The 16,571-nt window shown below is 69.5% G+C and carries 17 protein-coding genes and 4 tRNA genes; 18 read left to right on the top strand and 3 right to left on the bottom strand.

Translation table 11 applies throughout. The features are described 5' to 3' along the window. Window positions 1-6: 6 nt before the first annotated feature. Complete coding sequence (locus tag HQQ85_RS03375) at window positions 7-906, bottom strand: sulfurtransferase (protein ID WP_173181076.1); 900 nt, start codon at window positions 904-906, stop codon at window positions 7-9. 136 nt (window positions 907-1,042) lie between these two features. On the opposite strand from HQQ85_RS03375, the gene zapE reads away from it, so the two are divergent. Together zapE and HQQ85_RS03365 are read left to right on the top strand one after the other, a co-directional pair. Then, window positions 1,043-2,080, top strand: coding sequence for a cell division protein ZapE (gene zapE / locus HQQ85_RS03370; RefSeq protein ID WP_173181075.1), 1,038 nt, complete (start codon window positions 1,043-1,045; stop codon window positions 2,078-2,080). 268 nt (window positions 2,081-2,348) lie between these two features. Then, entirely contained in the window at window positions 2,349-3,587 is a 1,239-nt protein-coding gene (locus tag HQQ85_RS03365) for an ammonium transporter (RefSeq protein WP_173181074.1), read from the top strand. Between the two features lie 39 nt (window positions 3,588-3,626). On the opposite strand, the gene HQQ85_RS03360 is transcribed toward HQQ85_RS03365, so the two are convergent. Beyond that, window positions 3,627-4,382, bottom strand: coding sequence for an EI24 domain-containing protein (locus tag HQQ85_RS03360; RefSeq protein ID WP_173181073.1), 756 nt, complete (start codon window positions 4,380-4,382; stop codon window positions 3,627-3,629). A gap of 75 nt (window positions 4,383-4,457) precedes the next feature. Continuing rightward, window positions 4,458-4,533, bottom strand: a tRNA-Val gene (locus tag HQQ85_RS03355). 137 nt (window positions 4,534-4,670) lie between these two features. Between HQQ85_RS03355 and HQQ85_RS03350 the strand changes: the two genes are divergently transcribed. The 16 genes from HQQ85_RS03350 to secF all read left to right on the top strand — a co-directional run bounded on the left by HQQ85_RS03350 (window position 4,671) and on the right by secF (window position 16,559). Continuing rightward, window positions 4,671-4,742 (top strand) — tRNA-Gly (locus HQQ85_RS03350). 63 nt (window positions 4,743-4,805) lie between these two features. Continuing rightward, window positions 4,806-4,879: transfer RNA gene (locus HQQ85_RS03345), tRNA-Cys, on the top strand. A gap of 29 nt (window positions 4,880-4,908) precedes the next feature. After that, window positions 4,909-4,980, top strand: a tRNA-Val gene (locus tag HQQ85_RS03340). An 87-nt stretch (window positions 4,981-5,067) separates the two neighbouring features. Next, a complete protein-coding gene (locus tag HQQ85_RS03335; RefSeq protein ID WP_173181072.1) occupies window positions 5,068-5,637 on the top strand; it encodes an alpha/beta hydrolase in 570 nt (189 codons plus the stop codon). Window positions 5,638-5,667: 30 nt separating this feature from the next. Further along, a complete protein-coding gene (locus tag HQQ85_RS03330) occupies window positions 5,668-5,973 on the top strand; it encodes a PGPGW domain-containing protein (protein WP_173181071.1) in 306 nt (101 codons plus the stop codon). Between the two features lie 50 nt (window positions 5,974-6,023). Further along, on the top strand, window positions 6,024-8,015 hold the full coding sequence (gene thrS, locus HQQ85_RS03325) for a threonine--tRNA ligase (protein WP_371741744.1): 1,992 nt from the start codon (window positions 6,024-6,026) through the stop codon (window positions 8,013-8,015). After that, on the top strand, window positions 8,015-8,584 hold the full coding sequence (locus HQQ85_RS03320) for an HIT domain-containing protein (protein WP_173181069.1): 570 nt from the start codon (window positions 8,015-8,017) through the stop codon (window positions 8,582-8,584). The genes thrS and HQQ85_RS03320 overlap by 1 nt, the downstream gene beginning before the upstream one ends. Window positions 8,585-8,611: 27 nt before the next feature. Beyond that, the gene (pdxS, locus tag HQQ85_RS03315) at window positions 8,612-9,511 is read left to right on the top strand and encodes a pyridoxal 5'-phosphate synthase lyase subunit PdxS (protein ID WP_173181068.1); all 900 of its coding nucleotides are present in this window, start codon (window positions 8,612-8,614) and stop codon (window positions 9,509-9,511) included. Further along, window positions 9,501-10,109 (top strand): pyridoxal 5'-phosphate synthase glutaminase subunit PdxT, encoded by a 609-nt coding sequence (gene pdxT, locus HQQ85_RS03310; protein ID WP_371741743.1) that lies wholly within the window; start codon window positions 9,501-9,503, stop codon window positions 10,107-10,109. Before pdxS ends, pdxT begins: the two co-directional genes overlap by 11 nt. Before the next feature lie 46 nt (window positions 10,110-10,155). Further along, window positions 10,156-10,920 carry a YebC/PmpR family DNA-binding transcriptional regulator gene (locus HQQ85_RS03305; RefSeq protein ID WP_173181066.1) on the top strand — a complete coding sequence of 255 codons (765 nt, stop codon included), beginning with the start codon at window positions 10,156-10,158 and terminating at the stop codon, window positions 10,918-10,920. Between the two features lie 68 nt (window positions 10,921-10,988). Continuing rightward, on the top strand, window positions 10,989-11,573 hold the full coding sequence (gene ruvC / locus HQQ85_RS03300; protein WP_173181065.1) for a crossover junction endodeoxyribonuclease RuvC: 585 nt from the start codon (window positions 10,989-10,991) through the stop codon (window positions 11,571-11,573). After that, window positions 11,573-12,199: a Holliday junction branch migration protein RuvA gene (gene ruvA / locus HQQ85_RS03295; RefSeq protein WP_173181064.1), complete on the top strand. Its 627-nt coding sequence runs from the start codon at window positions 11,573-11,575 to the stop codon at window positions 12,197-12,199. Before ruvC ends, ruvA begins: the two co-directional genes overlap by 1 nt. Further along, on the top strand, window positions 12,196-13,233 hold the full coding sequence (gene ruvB, locus HQQ85_RS03290) for a Holliday junction branch migration DNA helicase RuvB (protein ID WP_173181063.1): 1,038 nt from the start codon (window positions 12,196-12,198) through the stop codon (window positions 13,231-13,233). The genes ruvA and ruvB overlap by 4 nt, the downstream gene beginning before the upstream one ends. Before the next feature lie 79 nt (window positions 13,234-13,312). Then, window positions 13,313-13,750 (top strand): preprotein translocase subunit YajC, encoded by a 438-nt coding sequence (gene yajC / locus HQQ85_RS03285; RefSeq protein WP_173181062.1) that lies wholly within the window; start codon window positions 13,313-13,315, stop codon window positions 13,748-13,750. 68 nt (window positions 13,751-13,818) lie between these two features. Next, the gene (secD, locus tag HQQ85_RS03280) at window positions 13,819-15,540 is read left to right on the top strand and encodes a protein translocase subunit SecD (RefSeq protein ID WP_173181061.1); all 1,722 of its coding nucleotides are present in this window, start codon (window positions 13,819-13,821) and stop codon (window positions 15,538-15,540) included. After that, window positions 15,540-16,559: a protein translocase subunit SecF gene (gene secF, locus HQQ85_RS03275; RefSeq protein ID WP_173181060.1), complete on the top strand. Its 1,020-nt coding sequence runs from the start codon at window positions 15,540-15,542 to the stop codon at window positions 16,557-16,559. Before secD ends, secF begins: the two co-directional genes overlap by 1 nt. The last annotated feature ends 12 nt before the right edge of the window (window positions 16,560-16,571 follow it).

The following is a 16,571-nucleotide window of genomic DNA, read 5'->3' as shown; positions in this document are numbered from 1 at the left end:
GGAAGCTCAGCGCGCGGGCACCTCGCCGGGCTCGGCGCCCTTGACGATCGGCACCCGCACGGTGCTGCCCCACTCGGTCCACGAGCCGTCGTAGTTCCGCACGTCCTCGAAGCCGAGCAGGTGCGTCAGCACGAACCAGGTGTGGCTCGACCGCTCGCCGATGCGGCAGTAGGCGATCACCGGCTCGCCCTCGGTGAGGCCGGCGCCCTCGCGGTAGATGGCGTCGAGCTCGGCGACGGGCTTGAAGGTGCCGTCCTCGGCCGCGGCCTTCGCCCACGGCACGTTGGCTGCGCTCGGGATGTGGCCGGCGCGCAGGGCGCCCTCCTCGGGGTAGGCGGGAGCCGTCGTGCGCTCACCGCTGTACTCCTCGGGGGACCGCACGTCGATCAGCGGGTGGCCGAGGTGGGCGAGCACGTCGTCCTTGAAGGCGCGGATCTCGGCGTCGTGACGCTCGACGACCGGGTAGTCCACCGCATCCGGAACCGTGCGCTCGGTGGTGAAGGGGCGGTCCTCCGCGATCCACTTGTCGCGGCCGCCGTCCAGGAGGCGCACGTCCTCGTGGCCGAACAGGGTGAAGACCCAGAGGGCGTAGGCGGCCCACCAGTTGTTCTTGTCGCCGTAGATCACGACGGTGGAGTCGCGCGCGATGCCCTTGCCGCCGACGAGCGCCGCGAAGGCCTCGCCGTCGATGTAGTCACGGAGCACCGGGTCGTTCAGATCGGTGTGCCAGTCGATCTTGACGGCGCCCGGGATGTGGCCGGTCTCGTAGAGCAGCACGTCCTCGTCGGACTCCACGACCACGAGTCCCGGCTCGCCGAGGTGGGCCTCGAGCCACTCGGTCGACACGAGGCGCTCCGGATGCGCGTAGCCGGCGAACTTCGGAGCGGAATCGGTCTCGACAGTCATTTCACAACCTCCAGTTAGGGTAGGTGACACCCCCTACGAATCTAGGTCCTCCCCGGCCGGCTCTGCACGCCGGAGGTCACAGTTCGAGACACGGCGCCCGTCCAGACGCGGCGCACCCGAGACACAGGATGATCCGATGACAGCCGAGCAGCAGGCCGTGGCGCCGCGCCTCACCGAGCGGAGCCCGTCGATGTCGGCGGCCGAGCTCGCCGCGACCCTGGTGCCGCCCCGCCAGTTCGACACCGCGTCGTTCGAGAGCTACCGACCCGACCCCGACTACCCCTCGCAGGCCGAGGCGCTCGAGAAGATCACGGCCTTCGCCGGAAGCTGGAAGCCCGCCGCGAAGTCGGGCGGCTTCTTCAGCCGGGCGAAGAAGGGGCCGGCGACCAAGCCCGGCATCTACCTCGACGGCGGCTTCGGCGTCGGCAAGACGCACCTTCTCGCGGCCCTCTGGCACGCGGCGCCCGGCCCGAAGTACTTCGGCACCTTCATCGAGTACACCGCCCTCGTCGGCGCGCTCGGCTTCAGCGAGGCCGTGAAGCTGTTCCACGGCGCGCGCTTCATCGCCATCGACGAGTTCGAGCTCGACGACCCGGGCGACACCATGCTGATGACCCGCTTCCTCGGCGAGCTCGTCGCCGGCGGCACGCGCCTGGCCGCCACCTCGAACACCCCGCCGAACGCGCTCGGCGAGGGCCGCTTCGCCGCTGCCGACTTCCTGCGCGAGATCCAGGCCATCGCCGACCGCTTCGACATCGTGCGGATCGACGGCCTCGACTACCGCCGCCGCGACATCGAGGGCCACGCCGTCGCGTTCGGCAGCGACGCCGAGCTGCTCGCCGCCGTCGGGCGCCGGGTCGCGGCGGGGGAGTCCATCACCCTCGACCCGTTCGCCGAACTCGTCGAGCACCTCGGCAGCATCCACCCCTCGCGCTACATCAAGATGATCGAGGGTGTCGACGTGATCGCGCTCAGCGACGTCGCGCCCCTGCTGAATCAGACGGATGCGCTGCGGCTCGTCGCGTTCGTCGACCGCGTCTACGACGCTCAGATCCGCATCCTCGCCTCCGGCACCCCGCTCGACGAGGTCTTCGCGGGCGACATGCTGAACGGCGGCTATCGCAAGAAGTACCTGAGGGCCACGTCCCGGCTGATCGCTTCGGCGTCGCTATAGCTGCACCGGCCGCAGCCCGGGCATCCGCTCTGATCCCGAAAGCGCGGGATCGTGCATCCGCTCTGCAGATTCTGCGCGCCCCGTAACACCGAATTTACATTCGGCCCCGCCGTGTAACACGGCGTACACAGAACACGCCTCCCGGCGAAACGTGCTGTCGACAGACTGCACCTGCCTGCAATTGCGCCCCCGGCGTCGTGCTCGCCCTCGGCATCACAGCAATTCCAGTTGTACCCGCCCAGCACGTTATAGAGAGGTAACCATTCATATGGAAGAAGTAACCGGCAACCTGAACTCGTTGTGGTTGCTCGTTGCAGCCGCCCTCGTGCTCCTCATGACCCCTGGTGTCGCGTTCTTCTACGGCGGCATGGTCAAGGCGAAGTCCGTCATCTCGATGATGATGATGAGCTTCGGAGCAATGGGCCTCGTGGGCGTCCTCTGGGTGCTCTACGGCTACGGCATGGCCTTCGGCACCCCGCTGATCCCGGGTCTCCTCGGAAACCCCTTCGACGGCTCGATCGGCCTCGGCAGCCTCCTCGGCATCGACGAGTCGGGCGCCATGAGCCCGGACCTGGCCGGCCTCGCCTTCGCCGGCTTCCAGGCGACCTTCGCGATCATCACCGTCGCGCTGATCTCCGGAGCCATCGCGGACCGCGCCAAGTTCGGCGCCTGGATGGTCTTCGCCGGAGTCTGGGTCACCGTCGTCTACTTCCCCGTCGCCTTCTGGGTGTTCAACCTGGCTGAGGGCTGGGCTCCGGTCTGGGGCGTCAACGACTTCGCCGGTGGCACCGCGGTGCACATCAACGCCGGTGCGGCGGCCCTCGCTCTCGCCCTGGTGCTCGGCAAGCGCGTCGGCTTCCAGAAGGGCATCCAGAAGCCGCACAACGTGCCGCTGACCCTCCTCGGCGCCTCGCTGCTGTGGTTCGGCTGGTTCGGCTTCAACGCCGGCTCCGAGGCCGCTGTCGACGGCGTCGCCGCCATCGCCTGGATCAACACCCTCGCCGCTCCCGCCGCCGCCATCATCGGCTGGCTGATCGTCGAGAAGATCAAGGACGGCAAGCCCACCTCGATCGGTGCCGCCTCCGGTGCCGTCGCGGGCCTCGTCGCCATCACCCCGGCCTGCAACATCCTGACCCCGGGCTGGGCGATCGTGCTCGGCGTCATCGCCGGTGCCGTCTGCGCCCTGGCGATCGAGCTGAAGTTCAAGCTCGGCTTCGACGACTCGCTCGACGTCGTGGGCATCCACCTCGTCGGCGGCATCATCGGAACGCTCTACATCGGCATCTTCGGCGCCGGCATCGGCCTGCTCGACACCGGTTCGCTGGAGCAGCTCGGCAAGCAGGCAGGCGCGGCCGCGGTCGTGCTGGTCTACTCCTTCGTGATGGCCTTCATCATCGGCTGGATCATCCAGAAGACGATGGGCTTCCGCATCAAGAACGAGGACGAGGTCGCCGGCGTGGACACCACGGTGCACGGCGAAGAGGGCTACGCCCTCGAGACCGTCTGATCCGTCTCTCCTGCATCACCCCGTGAGCGGGGCGTCACCTCACAGGTGGCGCCCCGCTTCGGCGTTCGCGGTGCGGGCCAGGCGGGTGGCGCCGGCGACGGCGGCCGGCATCGCGACCACGGCACCGAGCGGGATGAGGAACACGAGGTAGGCGGCGACGCCGAAGCCGAGGGTGCGCGCGCGGCGGTGGCCGAGCATCCGTCGCCGTTCTTTGAGGGGGATGTCGCGGGCGTCGAAGGCGAAGCCGGTGAGCTCGAGCGCGAGCACCCAGCCGCCGAACAGGGCGCCGAGCACCGGGCCGGCGATCTGGCCCACCACCGGGATGAGGCCGACCGCGAACAGCAGCAGGCCGATGCCGAGAGCGAGCAGCAGCAGTCGCAGGGCGTTCAGGATGCCGCGGGCCAGCTGCCCCCAGAATCCGCCGGCGGGCTCCCCGGGGGCCTCGCCCAGGGTCTCCTCGGTGGCGCGCCAGATGCGCTCGTAGAACGGGTCTCCGACGGCCAGGGTGATGGCGGTGTAGGTGAAGACCACGAGCAGCACGCCGAGGCCCACGAGGGCGAGGGAGGCGGCGGCGCGGGTGATCTCGCGCCACGGCTCGTCCCAGCGGTCGGCGAAGGGCGTCGCCCAGTCGGCGAGGGCGGGGGAGTAGACCACCAGCAGCACGATGCCGGTCACGTAGACGGCACCGACGATGGCGGCGGGGACGGCGCCGAGGAGCATGAGGCCGGGGCGGCTCAGCCAGAAGCCGAGGCCGCGGCCGAACAGGCCGACGCCTTCGAGGAACGAGCGGATCATGCCCTGAGCTTATGAGGACTGCGCCTGTGAGGACTGCGCCTATGAGGACTGCGCCTATGGTGATGCGGAGGTTTCTGGTGGGCGATACCGGACTCGAACCGATGACCTCTTCCGTGTGAAGGAAGCGCGCTACCAACTGCGCCAATCGCCCGCGGTTATCGATAGTAGCGGACGAAACGGGGTGCTCGTGAACACCCGGGGGCGCGACACGCTGTTCCGGTGACGATTTGGCAATCGCCGAAAGAGTCGGCTAGTGTCTAATCCGTTCGCAGGAATGCTGAACGAAATGCGGATGTGGCGCAGTGGTAGCGCATCACCTTGCCAAGGTGAGGGTCGCGAGTTCGAATCTCGTCATCCGCTCGAGTGAAGTTACTCGGTTGTGAGAGCTCCGGTTCATCCGGAGCGATCGCAGTGCACGAACTGGGTGGCGTGGCCGAGAGGCGAGGCAGCGGCCTGCAAAGCCGTCCACACGGGTTCAAATCCCGTCGCCACCTCCACTCCACCACCAGAGGAGCCCGTCTCCACTGGGCGATTGGCGCAGCGGTAGCGCGCTTCCCTGACACGGAAGAGGTCACTGGTTCGATCCCAGTATCGCCCACAACGAAAACCCTCGGCCCGCACAGCATCTCCGGCCGAGGGTTTTTCTGATTCTGCACGCCGGTTCGCCCTCGAAAGGACTCCCGACATGGCCGACACCCAGATCTTCGATGCGGATGCCCGCGCGATCCCCTTCTCCGACGAGGGCGTGGGCCCGGCCGTCGTGATCGTCGCCGAGCGCGGCGAGGAAATCGGCTACCTCGCGCCGCTCGCGCACTCGCTCGTCGAGGAGGACTTCCGCGTCGTGCTGATCGGCCACCGCGCCGGTGCCGAGGCGCCCGACGCGGTGACCGCCGCGCAGGACGTCGAGGACCTGCTCGACCAGCTCGAGCTCCCCGCGGCCTGGATCGGCGGCCACGGCTTCGGCGGCTCCGCCGCCCGGCACATCGCCCACCGCCGGCACGACCACGTCGACGGCGTGCTGCTGTTCGGCGTGGAGGCCGGAGACGAGCTCCCGGCTCCCGCCGAGGGCATCCCGATGCTCGTCATCCAGGGCGACGCCGACGAGGTCACCCCGCCCGCCAACGGCGAGGCCCTCCGCGAGGCCGCCCCCGGGCTCGTCAGCATCGTGGCCGTCGAGGGCGGCGGCCACCGTTTCCCGGCCACCCACGTCGGCGCCACCTCCTGGGCCATCGAGGACTACCTCGACTGGGACTGATCTCCCAGCCCCTCGGGCTAGCGTCGTCGCATGACCGATGAACGCACCCCCGGAACCGCTCGCGTGGCCGCGGGCAAGGCTCGTGAGCTCATCCGCCGCAATCCCCGTGTGAACCGTGTCTACCGCACCGGCGTCGGCGTCGTGGGGGCCGGAACCGTCGCGCTCGGCGTCGTGATGATCCCGCTGCCCGGCCCGGGCGCGCTCGTGGCCGTCGGTGGTCTCGCCCTGCTCGGCACCGAGTTCGAACCCGCGAAGCGCGCCAGCACGAAGGCGAACGCCGTCGCCAAGAAGGCGTACGCGAAGGCCAAGGAGGTCAGGGCCGACCGCACCCCCTAGCGCCGGTAGAGTTGGTTCGTTCTGCACCGACAGCTAGGGAGCATGCGAGCGTGGCAACTGGATTCGACCTCTTCACCGACCGGGCCGTCGTGGCCCTGCGCGTCAACGGAGAGCTGAAAGACCTCGCCACGACCGTGGGCGACGACGACACCGTCGAGCCCGTCACGATCGACAGCCCCGACGGCCTCGCCATCCTGCGGCACTCGGCCGCCCACGTCGCCGCGCAGGCCGTGCAGGCGATCAACCCCGAGGCGAAGCTCGGCATCGGCCCGCCGGTGACCGACGGCTTCTACTACGACTTCGACGTCGCCGAGCCCTTCACCCCCGACGACCTGAAGGCCATCGAGAAGGGCATGGAGCGCATCGTGCGCGCCGGCCAGCGCTTCGTGCGCCGCGTCGTCACCGAGGACGAGGCCCGCGCCGAACTGGCCGCCGAGCCCTACAAGCTGGAGCTGATCGGCCTGAAGGGCGGCTCGGACGGATCGACGGACGGCGACGCCGAGCTGAACGGCGACAACGAGTCGGTGGAGGTCGGCGGCGCCGAGCTCACCATCTACGACAACGTCGACCCGAAGACCGGCGAGACCGTCTGGAAGGACCTCTGCCGCGGCCCGCACCTGCCGAGCACACGGATGATCGGCAACGGCTTCGCGCTCACCCGCCTCGCGGCGGCGTACTGGCGCGGCTCCGAGAAGAACAAGCAGCTGCAGCGCGTCTACGGCACCGCCTGGCCCACGAAGGACGAGCTGCGCGCCTATCAGACCCGTCTCGAGGAGGCCGCGAAGCGCGACCACCGCAAGCTCGGCGCCGAGCTCGACCTGTTCTCCTTCCCCGACGAGATCGGATCGGGCCTCGCAGTCTTCCACCCGAAGGGCGGCATCATCCGCTCCGAGATCGAGGACTACCTGCGCCGCCAGCTCGTGGCGAACGACTACGAGCTCGTCAACACCCCGCACATCACCAAGGCGCACCTGTTCGAGACCAGCCAGCACCTGCACTGGTACAAGGAGGGCATGTTCCCGGCGATGCACCTCGACGAGGAGCAGGACGCCGAGGGCAACATCACCCGCCAGGGCCAGGACTACTACCTCAAGCCCATGAACTGCCCGATGCACAACCTGGTCTTCCGGGCGCGCGGCCGCAGCTACCGCGAGCTGCCGCTGCGTCTCGCCGAGTTCGGCACCGTGTACCGCTACGAGAAGAGCGGAACGCTCTCGGGCCTCACCCGCGTGCGCGGCCTCACCCAGGACGACGCGCACATCTACGTCGCGCCCGGCGAGGTGCGCGAGGAGCTCACCCGTCAGATCGACTTCATGCTGGAGGTGCTCCGCGGCTACGGTCTCGACGACTTCTACCTCGAGCTGTCGACCCGCGACCCCGAGAAGTCCGTCGGCACCGACGAGATGTGGGAGACCGCGACCGAGACGCTCCGCGAGGTCGCCCTCGCCTCGGGCCTCGAGCTCGTGCCCGACCCCGGGGGAGCGGCGTTCTACGGCCCGAAGATCTCGGTGCAGGCGCGCGACGCCATCGGCCGCACCTGGCAGCTGTCGACCATCCAGCTCGACTTCAACCAGCCCGAGCTGTTCGAGCTCGAGTACACCGCGCCCGACGGCTCCCGTCAGCAGCCCGTGATGATCCACCGCGCCCTGCTCGGCTCGATCGAGCGCTTCTTCGCGATCCTGCTCGAGCACTACGCGGGGGCGTTCCCGGTGTGGCTGGCACCGGTGCAGGTGGTGGGCATCCCGATCTCCGACGACCACGCCGACTACCTCGCCGAGGTGATCAGGCGGCTGAAGAAGCGCGGCATCCGCGCGCAGCTCGACGACTCGGGCGACCGCATGCAGAAGAAGATCCGCACCCACACCAAGGACAAGGTGCCGGTGCTGCTCATCGCCGGCGGCGAGGACGTGGCGGCGGGCTCGGTCAGCTTCCGCTTCCGCGACGGCTCGCAGGAGAACGGCGTCGCCGCCGACGAGGCCATCGAGCGCATCGTGGCGAGCGTCGAGAAGCACCTGCAGGTCACCACCGCCGGCCAGCTCTGATGGAGCAGCACGAGCACGGCGCGCACGACGAGCTGCAGAGCGCGGCCGAGTTCGCCGGGGTCCCCGACGCCTTCCAGCGCCTCTGGACCCCGCACCGCATGGCCTACATCGAGGGCGGCCCGCAGCCGCACATCGACGAGTGCCCGTTCGACCGCGCGCCCACGCTCTCCGACGAGGAGGGCCTGATCGTCGCCCGCGGCGAGCACGCCTACGTGCTGCTGAACCTCTTCCCCTACAACTCCGGCCACCTGCTCGTCTGCCCCTACCGGCACGTGTCGACGTACGACCTGGCGACGGATGCCGAGGTCGCCGAGATCGCGAGCCTCACCCAGACGGCCATGCGCGTGCTCACGGCCGTGTCGAACTGCGACGGCTTCAACATCGGCATGAACCAGGGCCGCGTCGCCGGCGCCGGCGTCGCCGGGCACCTGCACCAGCACATCGTGCCGCGCTGGGCGTCGGATGCGAACTTCTTCCCGATCATCGCCCGCACGAAGGCCCTGCCGCAGCTCCTCGGCGACGTGCGCGCGATGGTCCAGGCGGCCTGGCCCGCCCCCGCTGCACGGTAGGATTCTCCTGCTTCCCGAAAGGACATGATGAGCGACACCACCAACCACCAGCTCGGCTCGAGCCGCGTCAAGCGAGGCCTCGCCGAGATGCTGAAGGGCGGCGTCATCATGGACGTCGTGACCGCCGAGCAGGCCCGCATCGCCGAAGACGCCGGAGCGGTCGCCGTGATGGCGCTCGAGCGCGTCCCCGCCGACATCCGCTCGCAGGGCGGCGTCGCCCGCATGAGCGACCCCGACCTGATCGAGTCGATCATCGCCGAGGTGTCCATCCCCGTGATGGCGAAGGCCCGTATCGGCCACTTCGTCGAGGCCCAGGTGCTGCACGCGCTGAACGTCGACTACATCGACGAGTCCGAGGTGCTGAGCCCCGCCGACTACGTCAACCACATCGACAAGTGGAACTTCACCATCCCCTTCGTCTGCGGTGCCACCAACCTCGGCGAAGCGCTCCGCCGCATCACCGAGGGCGCGGCCATGATCCGCTCGAAGGGCGAGGCCGGCACCGGCGACGTCTCCGAGGCGACCAAGCACATCCGCACCATCAAGCAGGAGATCGCTCGCCTGTCCAGCATGTCCAAGGACGAGCTGTACGTCGCCGCCAAGGAGCTGCAGGCGCCCTACGACCTCGTGGTCGAGGTCGCCGAGACCGGCTCGCTCCCCGTCGTCCTCTTCACCGCGGGCGGCGTCGCCACCCCGGCCGACGCGGCCATGATGATGCAGCTCGGCGCCGACGGCGTGTTCGTCGGCTCCGGCATCTTCAAGTCGGGCAACCCGGCGGCACGCGCCGCGGCCGTCGTGAAGGCGACCACCTTCTATGACGACCCGAGCGTCATCGCCGAGGTGTCGCGCGGTCTCGGCGAGGCGATGGTCGGCATCAACGTCGCCGACGTCCCCGCCCCGCACCGCCTCGCCGAGCGTGGCTGGTAGTACGCCGCCGGTCGGGGTGCTCGCCCTGCAGGGCGACTTCCGCGAGCACCTCGCCGTGCTCCGCGGCCTGGGTGCCGAGGCCGTTCCGGTGCGCCGTCCCGAGGAGGTCGAGCTCGTCTCGGGCCTCGTCATCCCGGGCGGCGAGTCGAGCGTGATGGACAAGCTGTCCCGCGCCTTCGGCGTGGCCGAGACGCTGAAGCGCCGCATCGGGGAGGGCCTGCCCGTCTACGGCACGTGCGCCGGCCTGATCATGCTGGCCGACCGGGTGCTCGACGGCATCCGGGGTCAGCAGAGCCTGGGCGGTCTCGACGTCGCCGTGCGCCGCAACGCCTTCGGCTCGCAAACCGACTCGTTCGAGGCCGAGCTCGACGTGCCGGTGCTGGGGGAGCCGCCGATGCACGCGGTCTTCATCCGCGCACCGGTGGTCGACTCGCTCGGGCCGGGGGCGCGGGCCCTCGCCACGCTGGCCGACGGCACCGTCGTGGCGGTCGAGCAGGGGAGCCTCCTCGGCACCTCGTTCCACCCCGAGATGACGGCCGACTACCGCTTCCACCAGTACTTCCTCGACAAGGTCGCCGCGCGGTCCTCCCGCTCCTGAGAGCGCCCTCGCGTAGACTTGTCACCGACTTCCGAAGGAGAACCTCGTGTCCGGACACTCTAAATGGGCGACCACCAAGCACAAGAAGGCCGTCATCGACGCGCGCCGTGCCAAGTCGTTCGCGAAGCTCATCAAGAACATCGAGGTGGCCGCCAAGATCGGCGGTGCCGACATGTCGGGCAACCCCACTCTCGTCGACGCGGTGCAGAAGGCCAAGAAGACCTCGGTGCCGAACGACAACATCGACCGCGCCATCAAGCGCGGAGCCGGCCTCACCGGTGAGGTCATCGACTACCAGACCATCATGTACGAGGGCTACGGCCCGAACGGCATCGCCCTGCTGATCGAGTGCCTCACCGACAACAAGAACCGCGCCGCGGCCGACGTGCGCACCGCCATGACCCGCAACGGCGGCACCATGGCCGACCCCGGCAGCGTGGCCTACAACTTCAGCCGCAAGGGCGTCATCACCGTCGCCCACGCCGGCGAGCTCACCGAGGACGACGTGCTGATGGCGGTTCTCGACGCCGGCGCCGAGGAGGTCACCGACCGGGGCGAGACGTTCGAGGTGCTCACCGATCCCTCGCACATGGTCGCCGCGCGCACCGCGCTGCAGGAGGCCGGCATCGACTACGACTCGGCCGACGTCGAGTTCGTCGCGAGCCTGCAGGTCGAGGCGGACGCCGAGACCGCCCGCAAGGTGTTCCGGCTGATCGACGGCCTGGAGGACTCCGACGACGTGCAGAACATCTACACGAACATGGACCTGACGCCCGAGGTGCAGGCCGAGCTCGAGGACGAGTCCGACTGATCCGGGTGGTCCCGAGCTGATCCGGGTGGTCCCGAGCGGTCGGAAGGGCGACGCATGAGGGGTGTGGCATGAGAGTGCTGGGTATCGACCCCGGGCTGACCCGTTGCGGTGTGGGCATCGTCGACGTCTCGCCGACCCGCACCGCGGTGCTGGTTCACGTCTCCGTCATCCAGACCCCGCCCGAGATGCCGCTCGAGCTCCGCCTCCTGGCCGTCGCGGCCGGAATCGAGGCGGTGCTCGACGAGCACCGTCCTGACCACCTCGCGGTGGAGCGGGTCTTCGCCCAGCACAACGTGCGCACCGTGATGGGCACGGCGCAGGTCAGCGGCATCGCCCTGCTCGCCGCGGCGCGCCGTTCGCTGCCGGTCGGGCTGCACACCCCGTCCGAGGTGAAGGCCGCCATCACCGGCTACGGCCAGGCCGACAAGAAGCAGGTCGGCACGATGGTCGCCAAGGTGCTGAAGCTCGCCGAGATCCCGCGCCCGGCCGATGCGGCGGATGCGCTCGCCCTGGCGATCTGCCACGCCTGGCGTCTTCCTCCCGCGGGTCCGGTCACCGCATCCGGAGCATCGGGCCTCACCCCCGCCCAGCAGGCATGGCGCGCCGCCGAGCAAGGGACGAAGTCGCGGGTGGCCGCCCGTAGGCTGGCCTGATGATCTCTGCCTTGCGCGGCACCGTGCTCTCCCTCTCGGGCGGTACCGCCGTCATCGACGTGGGCGGTGTCGGCTTCTCGGTGGCCGTCACGCCGCGGCACGCCCTCAGTCTCCGAACCGGTTCGGAGACGACCGTGCTGACCACGCTGATCGTGCGGGAGGACAGCCTGTCGCTGTTCGGCTTCCCCGACCAGGACTCGCTCGACATCTTCTCCGCGCTCGTCGGGGTGACCGGTGTCGGGCCGAAGTCTGCGCTCGGTGTGCTCGCCGAGGTGACGCCCTCCGAGGTCGCGTCGGCCGTCGCCCGCGAGGACGACGCCGTCTTCCGCAAGGTCTCGGGCATCGGCCCGAAGACCGCGAAGCTCATCGTCGTCTCGCTCGCCGGCAAGCTCGCCCTGCGTCACGCCCCCGCGCCCGAGGAGCCGGCCGCCGGCACCTCGCCCGTGGTGCGCGGCAACGTCGAGCGCGCGCTGGTCGGCCTCGGCTACCCCGAGCGCAGCGCCACCGCAGCCCTCGACGAGGTGCTCGAAAGCGCCTCCGCGGTCGATGCCGGCAACGTGCAGACCCTGCTGCGGCTCGCCCTCGCGGTGCTCGGCCCGGCCAAGAACACCGGGGGAGCGCGATGACCCCGGCCTTCGACGGCAACGAGGTCGTGAACCCCGAGGTCGAGGGCGATGCCGAGGTGGCCTTCGAGGGCGCCCTGCGCCCCAAGTCGCTCGCGGAGTTCGTGGGCCAGCGCAAGGTGCGCGGTCAGCTGCAGCTGCTGCTCGACGCGGCCGCCATGCAGGACCGCACGCCCGACCACATCCTGCTCGCCGGCCCGCCCGGGCTCGGCAAGACGACGCTCGCGATGATCGTGGCGCACGAGACCGGCCGTCCGCTCCGGATGACGAGCGGACCGGCCATCCAGCACGCCGGCGACCTGGCCGCGGTGCTCTCCTCGCTCGTGCCGGGCGAGGTGCTCTTCATCGACGAGATCCACCGGATGGCGCGCTCCGCCGAGGAGATGCTCTATCTCGCGATGGAGGACTTCCGCATCGACATCATGGTGGGCAAGGGGGCGGGGGCGACGAGCATCCCGCTCGACCTGGCGCCGTTCACCCTGGTCGGCGCGACCACCCGCTCGGGCCTGCTGCCGAACCCGCTGCGCGACCGCTTCGGCTTCACCGCGCACCTGGAGTTCTACGAGACCGAGGAACTGGTTCGCGTGCTGCACCGGGCGGCGGCCCTGCTCGGCGTCGAGATCGAGGAGGAGTCGCTGCGCGAAATCGCGTCGCGCTCCCGGGGCACGCCCCGCATCGCGAACCGCCTGCTGCGGCGCGTGCGCGACTTCGCGCTCGTGGCAGGCACCGATGCGACCCTCTCCGCCGTCCGTGCCGCCCTCGAGCTCTACGACGTCGACGAGCTGGGCCTGGACCGCCTCGACCGCGCGGTGATGACCACCATCCTGCAGCGCTTCGACGGCGGCCCCGTCGGGCTCAGCACGCTCGCCGTGTCGGTCGGCGAGGAGGCCGAGACCATCGAGGCCGTGGTCGAGCCGTTCCTCGTGCGGATCGGCCTGATCTCGCGCACCCCGCGGGGCCGGATCGCCACGAAGGCGGGCTGGGCCCACTTCGGCCTGGAGCGCGATTCCGCGGCCCTGTTCGGCGATGACCTATAATTCAAGCTGGTCTTCAGGCTCAGCACCCTAAGCTGTTCCTCGCTCAACAACCCCCACCATCTGGAAGGCGCCGTTTTTCATGGCATTCGATCCGTTAACTATCGTCATGCTGGTCGTTCTGGCCGTCCTGGTGATCTTCATGTTCCGCAACAGCCGCAAGCGTCAGCGCGAGGCCCAGGAGCTGCAGAGCAAGGTGGCGGTGGGCGCCGAGGTCATGACGAACTTCGGCGTGTACGGCACCGTGCTCGAGATGGACGAGGAGGAGAACCAGGTCCTCCTGGAGACCACTCCCGGCACCGTGCTGAAGGTTCACCGGCAGACGGTCACCCGCGTGGTCACCCCTTCGCCGCTCGCTCCGATCGACGACGAGACGGTCGCCCTCGACGGCGAGCCCGCCTATGGCGAGCGCCTCGACGACGCCGACGCGAGCGCGACCCCGCTGCTCGACGGCCCCACCACCCGCATTACGGATGCCCCCGACTCCGCCGCAAAGTCCGACAAGAAGGGCGACGAGTAGCAACTCGTCCGACCTCTGACTCACGCTCGTCGCGATGGCGCTCGAGCGTACAGAAAGCTGAGTAACTGGTGGCACAATCGACCGCCGTGAAGAAGGCGTGGAAGACGCTGATCTGGCTCGGAGTGATCTTCGCAGTCCTGATCGGAACGATCGCCGGAGGGGTGCTGTTCAGCACCGCCACATGGACCCCGAAGCTCGCCCTCGACCTCGAGGGCGGCACGCAGATCATCCTGACGCCGAAGCTGGAGTCGGGCCAGGAGGTCTCCTCCGAACAGCTCGACCAGGCGGTGTCGATCATCCGCCAGCGCGTCGACGCCAGCGGCGTCTCCGAGGCCGAGGTCACCACCCAGGGCGCGCGCAACGTCGTGGTGTCGATCCCGGGCCAGCCCGACGACGCCACGCTGAACCGCATCGAGTCCTCGGCGAAGCTCGACTTCCGCGCCGTGCTGCTCGCCGGGGTCGCCACCCCGTCGGCCAGCACCTCGCCGAGCGCCTCGCCCGACCCGAGCCTGTCGACCGTCCCCACGGCGACGCCCACCAACGGCAGCGACCTGGCCTACGTCACCCCGGCCCTGCAGGCGCAGTTCGACAGCTTCGACTGCGCGTCCGAGGCCGCTGAGGACGCGGGCCAGGCGCCCGCCGACCAGCCGCTCGTCACCTGCGACGACAACGGCGTGAAGTATCTGCTCGGCCCCGTCGAGATCGAGGGCGCCGACATCGCCGACGCCTCGGCCGGAGTGGCGACCACCCAGCAGGGCGCCTCCACCGGCCAGTGGGTCGTCGACATCTCGTTCAACGACGCCGGCACCGCGAAGTTCGCCGACGTCACCACCCGCCTGTTCGGGCTGCAGGGCGTGCAGAACCAGTTCGCCATCGTGCTCGACGGCAAGGTGATCACGGCCCCCACCACGGGCGGCGCCTTCACCGACGGCAAGGCCCAGATCTCGGGCTCGTTCACGCAGAACTCGGCGCAGTCCCTGGCCGACCAGCTGAAGTTCGGTGCCCTGCCGATCGGCTTCGAGACGCAGTCGTCCGAGGCCATCTCGGCCACGCTCGGCTCGACGCAGCTGCTCTCCGGGCTCATCGCCGGCGCCATCGGCCTGATCCTCGTGGTGATCTACTCGCTGCTGCAGTACCGGCTGCTCGGCACGGTCACCATCGCCTCGCTGGTCGTGGCGGCGGCGCTCACCTACCTCCTGGTCACGCTGATGTCGTGGCGCATCGACTTCCGCCTGTCGCTCGCCGGCGTCGCGGGTCTGATCGTCGCGATCGGCATCACGGCCGACTCCTTCATCGTGTACTTCGAGCGAATACGCGACGAGCTGCGTGACGGTCGCGCTCTGAACTCCTCGGTGCAGGCCGGCTGGAAGCGCGCGATCCGCACGATCACCGCCTCCGACGCGGTGAACTTCCTCGCCGCCGCCGTGCTCTATGTGCTCGCCGTCGGCAACGTGCGCGGTTTCGCGTTCACGCTCGGCCTCACGACCATCGTCGACATCGTCGTGGTGATGCTGTTCACGCATCCGCTCATGACGCTGCTCGCCGAGCTGCCGTTCTTCCGCGACGGCCACAAGCTCTCGGGCCTCGACCCGCGGGCCCTCGGCGCCGTCTACCGTGGCCGGGCGCAGTTCCGGGCACCGGCGGCGAGCGTCACCGCGGCCAAGAAGGGCTCCTCCAGCCGTGAGGCCGTGAAGCGCCAGACGATCGCCGAGCGCAAGGCCGCCGAGCTCGCCTCGAGCGGCACCGGCGCCGGCTCGACCCGTACGACCGACGAGGGGAAGAACTCCTGATGGCCAGCTTCTCCCAATTCGGAAACGACCTCTACTCGGGCAAGCGCTCGATCGACTTCGTCGGCCGCCGCCGCATCTGGTACATCGTCTCCGCGGTGCTCGTGCTGATCGCCCTGATCGGCCCGTGGCTGCGCGGCGGCTACGAGTTCGGCATCGAGTTCCGCGGCGGCTCGGAGTTCACCGTGTCGCAGGTCTCGAGCATGGATCAGACACTGGCGACGGATGCGGTGAACGACGCGGCCCCGGGTGTGAACCCGCGCGTCAGCACCCTCGGCGGCGACTCGGTGCGCGTGCAGACCGACGAGCTCGACAAGACCCAGACGTCGACGGTTCAGGATGCGCTGGCCTCCGCCTACGGTGTGCCCTCCGACGACGTCACCACGTCGTTCATCGGCGCGACCTGGGGGCAGGACATCACGACCCAGGCCATCCGCGGTCTGGTGATCTTCCTCGTGCTCGTCGCCGTGTTCATGGCGCTGTACTTCCGCACCTGGAAGATGGCGGCCGCGGCGCTGATCGCGCTGCTGCACGACCTCGTGATCACGGCGGGCGTCTACGGCCTCACGGGGCTGGAGATCACCCCGGCGGCGGTGATCGGCTTCCTGACCATCCTCGGCTACTCGCTCTACGACACGGTGGTGGTGTTCGACAAGATCCGCGAGAACACGGCGGGCATGACCGAGCGCGGCACGCAGACCTTCCCCGAGATGGTGAACCTCGCGATCAACCAGACGCTGGTGCGCTCGATCAACACCTCGATCGTGGCCGCGCTGCCCGTGGCGTCGATCCTGATCATCGGGTCGTTCGTGCTCGGTGCCTCGACGCTCCGTGACATCTCGCTGGCCCTGCTGATCGGCATCATCGTCGGCACCTACTCCACGATCTTCGTGGCGGCGCCGCTGTACGTGCAGTTCCGGGAGAAGGAGCCGAAGATGCGCAAGCACGACGCCCGCGTGGAGACCGACCGGGAGCGCGCGGCGAAGACCGCCGTCGCCGCGGACGCGACCGCCTCGGCCTGACGTCATCCGGCA

Origin of the sequence: Herbiconiux sp. VKM Ac-2851 (genome assembly GCF_013205105.1) — a bacterium.
In the GTDB taxonomy this organism is placed as follows: Bacteria; Actinomycetota; Actinomycetes; order Actinomycetales; family Microbacteriaceae; genus Herbiconiux; species Herbiconiux flava.
The sequence above is the reverse complement of the archived record's forward strand: the minus strand, read 5'-3'. Positions and strand labels throughout refer to the sequence as shown.

Bases quoted from the DNA above. Each gene is read 5' to 3' on its own strand.
- HQQ85_RS03365 (WP_173181074.1), top strand. From the start codon at position 2,349: ATGGAAGAAGTAACCGGCAACCTGAACTCGTTGTGGTTGCTCGTTGCA.
- zapE (WP_173181075.1), top strand. From the start codon at position 1,043: ATGACAGCCGAGCAGCAGGCCGTGGCGCCGCGCCTCACCGAGCGGAGC.
- HQQ85_RS03375 (WP_173181076.1), bottom strand. From the start codon at position 906: ATGACTGTCGAGACCGATTCCGCTCCGAAGTTCGCCGGCTACGCGCAT.
- HQQ85_RS03320 (WP_173181069.1), top strand. From the start codon at position 8,015: ATGGAGCAGCACGAGCACGGCGCGCACGACGAGCTGCAGAGCGCGGCC.
- HQQ85_RS03360 (WP_173181073.1), bottom strand. From the start codon at position 4,382: ATGATCCGCTCGTTCCTCGAAGGCGTCGGCCTGTTCGGCCGCGGCCTC.
- secF (WP_173181060.1), top strand. From the start codon at position 15,540: ATGGCCAGCTTCTCCCAATTCGGAAACGACCTCTACTCGGGCAAGCGC.
- HQQ85_RS03335 (WP_173181072.1), top strand. From the start codon at position 5,068: ATGGCCGACACCCAGATCTTCGATGCGGATGCCCGCGCGATCCCCTTC.
- ruvB (WP_173181063.1), top strand. From the start codon at position 12,196: ATGACCCCGGCCTTCGACGGCAACGAGGTCGTGAACCCCGAGGTCGAG.
- yajC (WP_173181062.1), top strand. From the start codon at position 13,313: ATGGCATTCGATCCGTTAACTATCGTCATGCTGGTCGTTCTGGCCGTC.
- pdxS (WP_173181068.1), top strand. From the start codon at position 8,612: ATGAGCGACACCACCAACCACCAGCTCGGCTCGAGCCGCGTCAAGCGA.
- ruvC (WP_173181065.1), top strand. From the start codon at position 10,989: ATGAGAGTGCTGGGTATCGACCCCGGGCTGACCCGTTGCGGTGTGGGC.
- HQQ85_RS03330 (WP_173181071.1), top strand. From the start codon at position 5,668: ATGACCGATGAACGCACCCCCGGAACCGCTCGCGTGGCCGCGGGCAAG.
- ruvA (WP_173181064.1), top strand. From the start codon at position 11,573: ATGATCTCTGCCTTGCGCGGCACCGTGCTCTCCCTCTCGGGCGGTACC.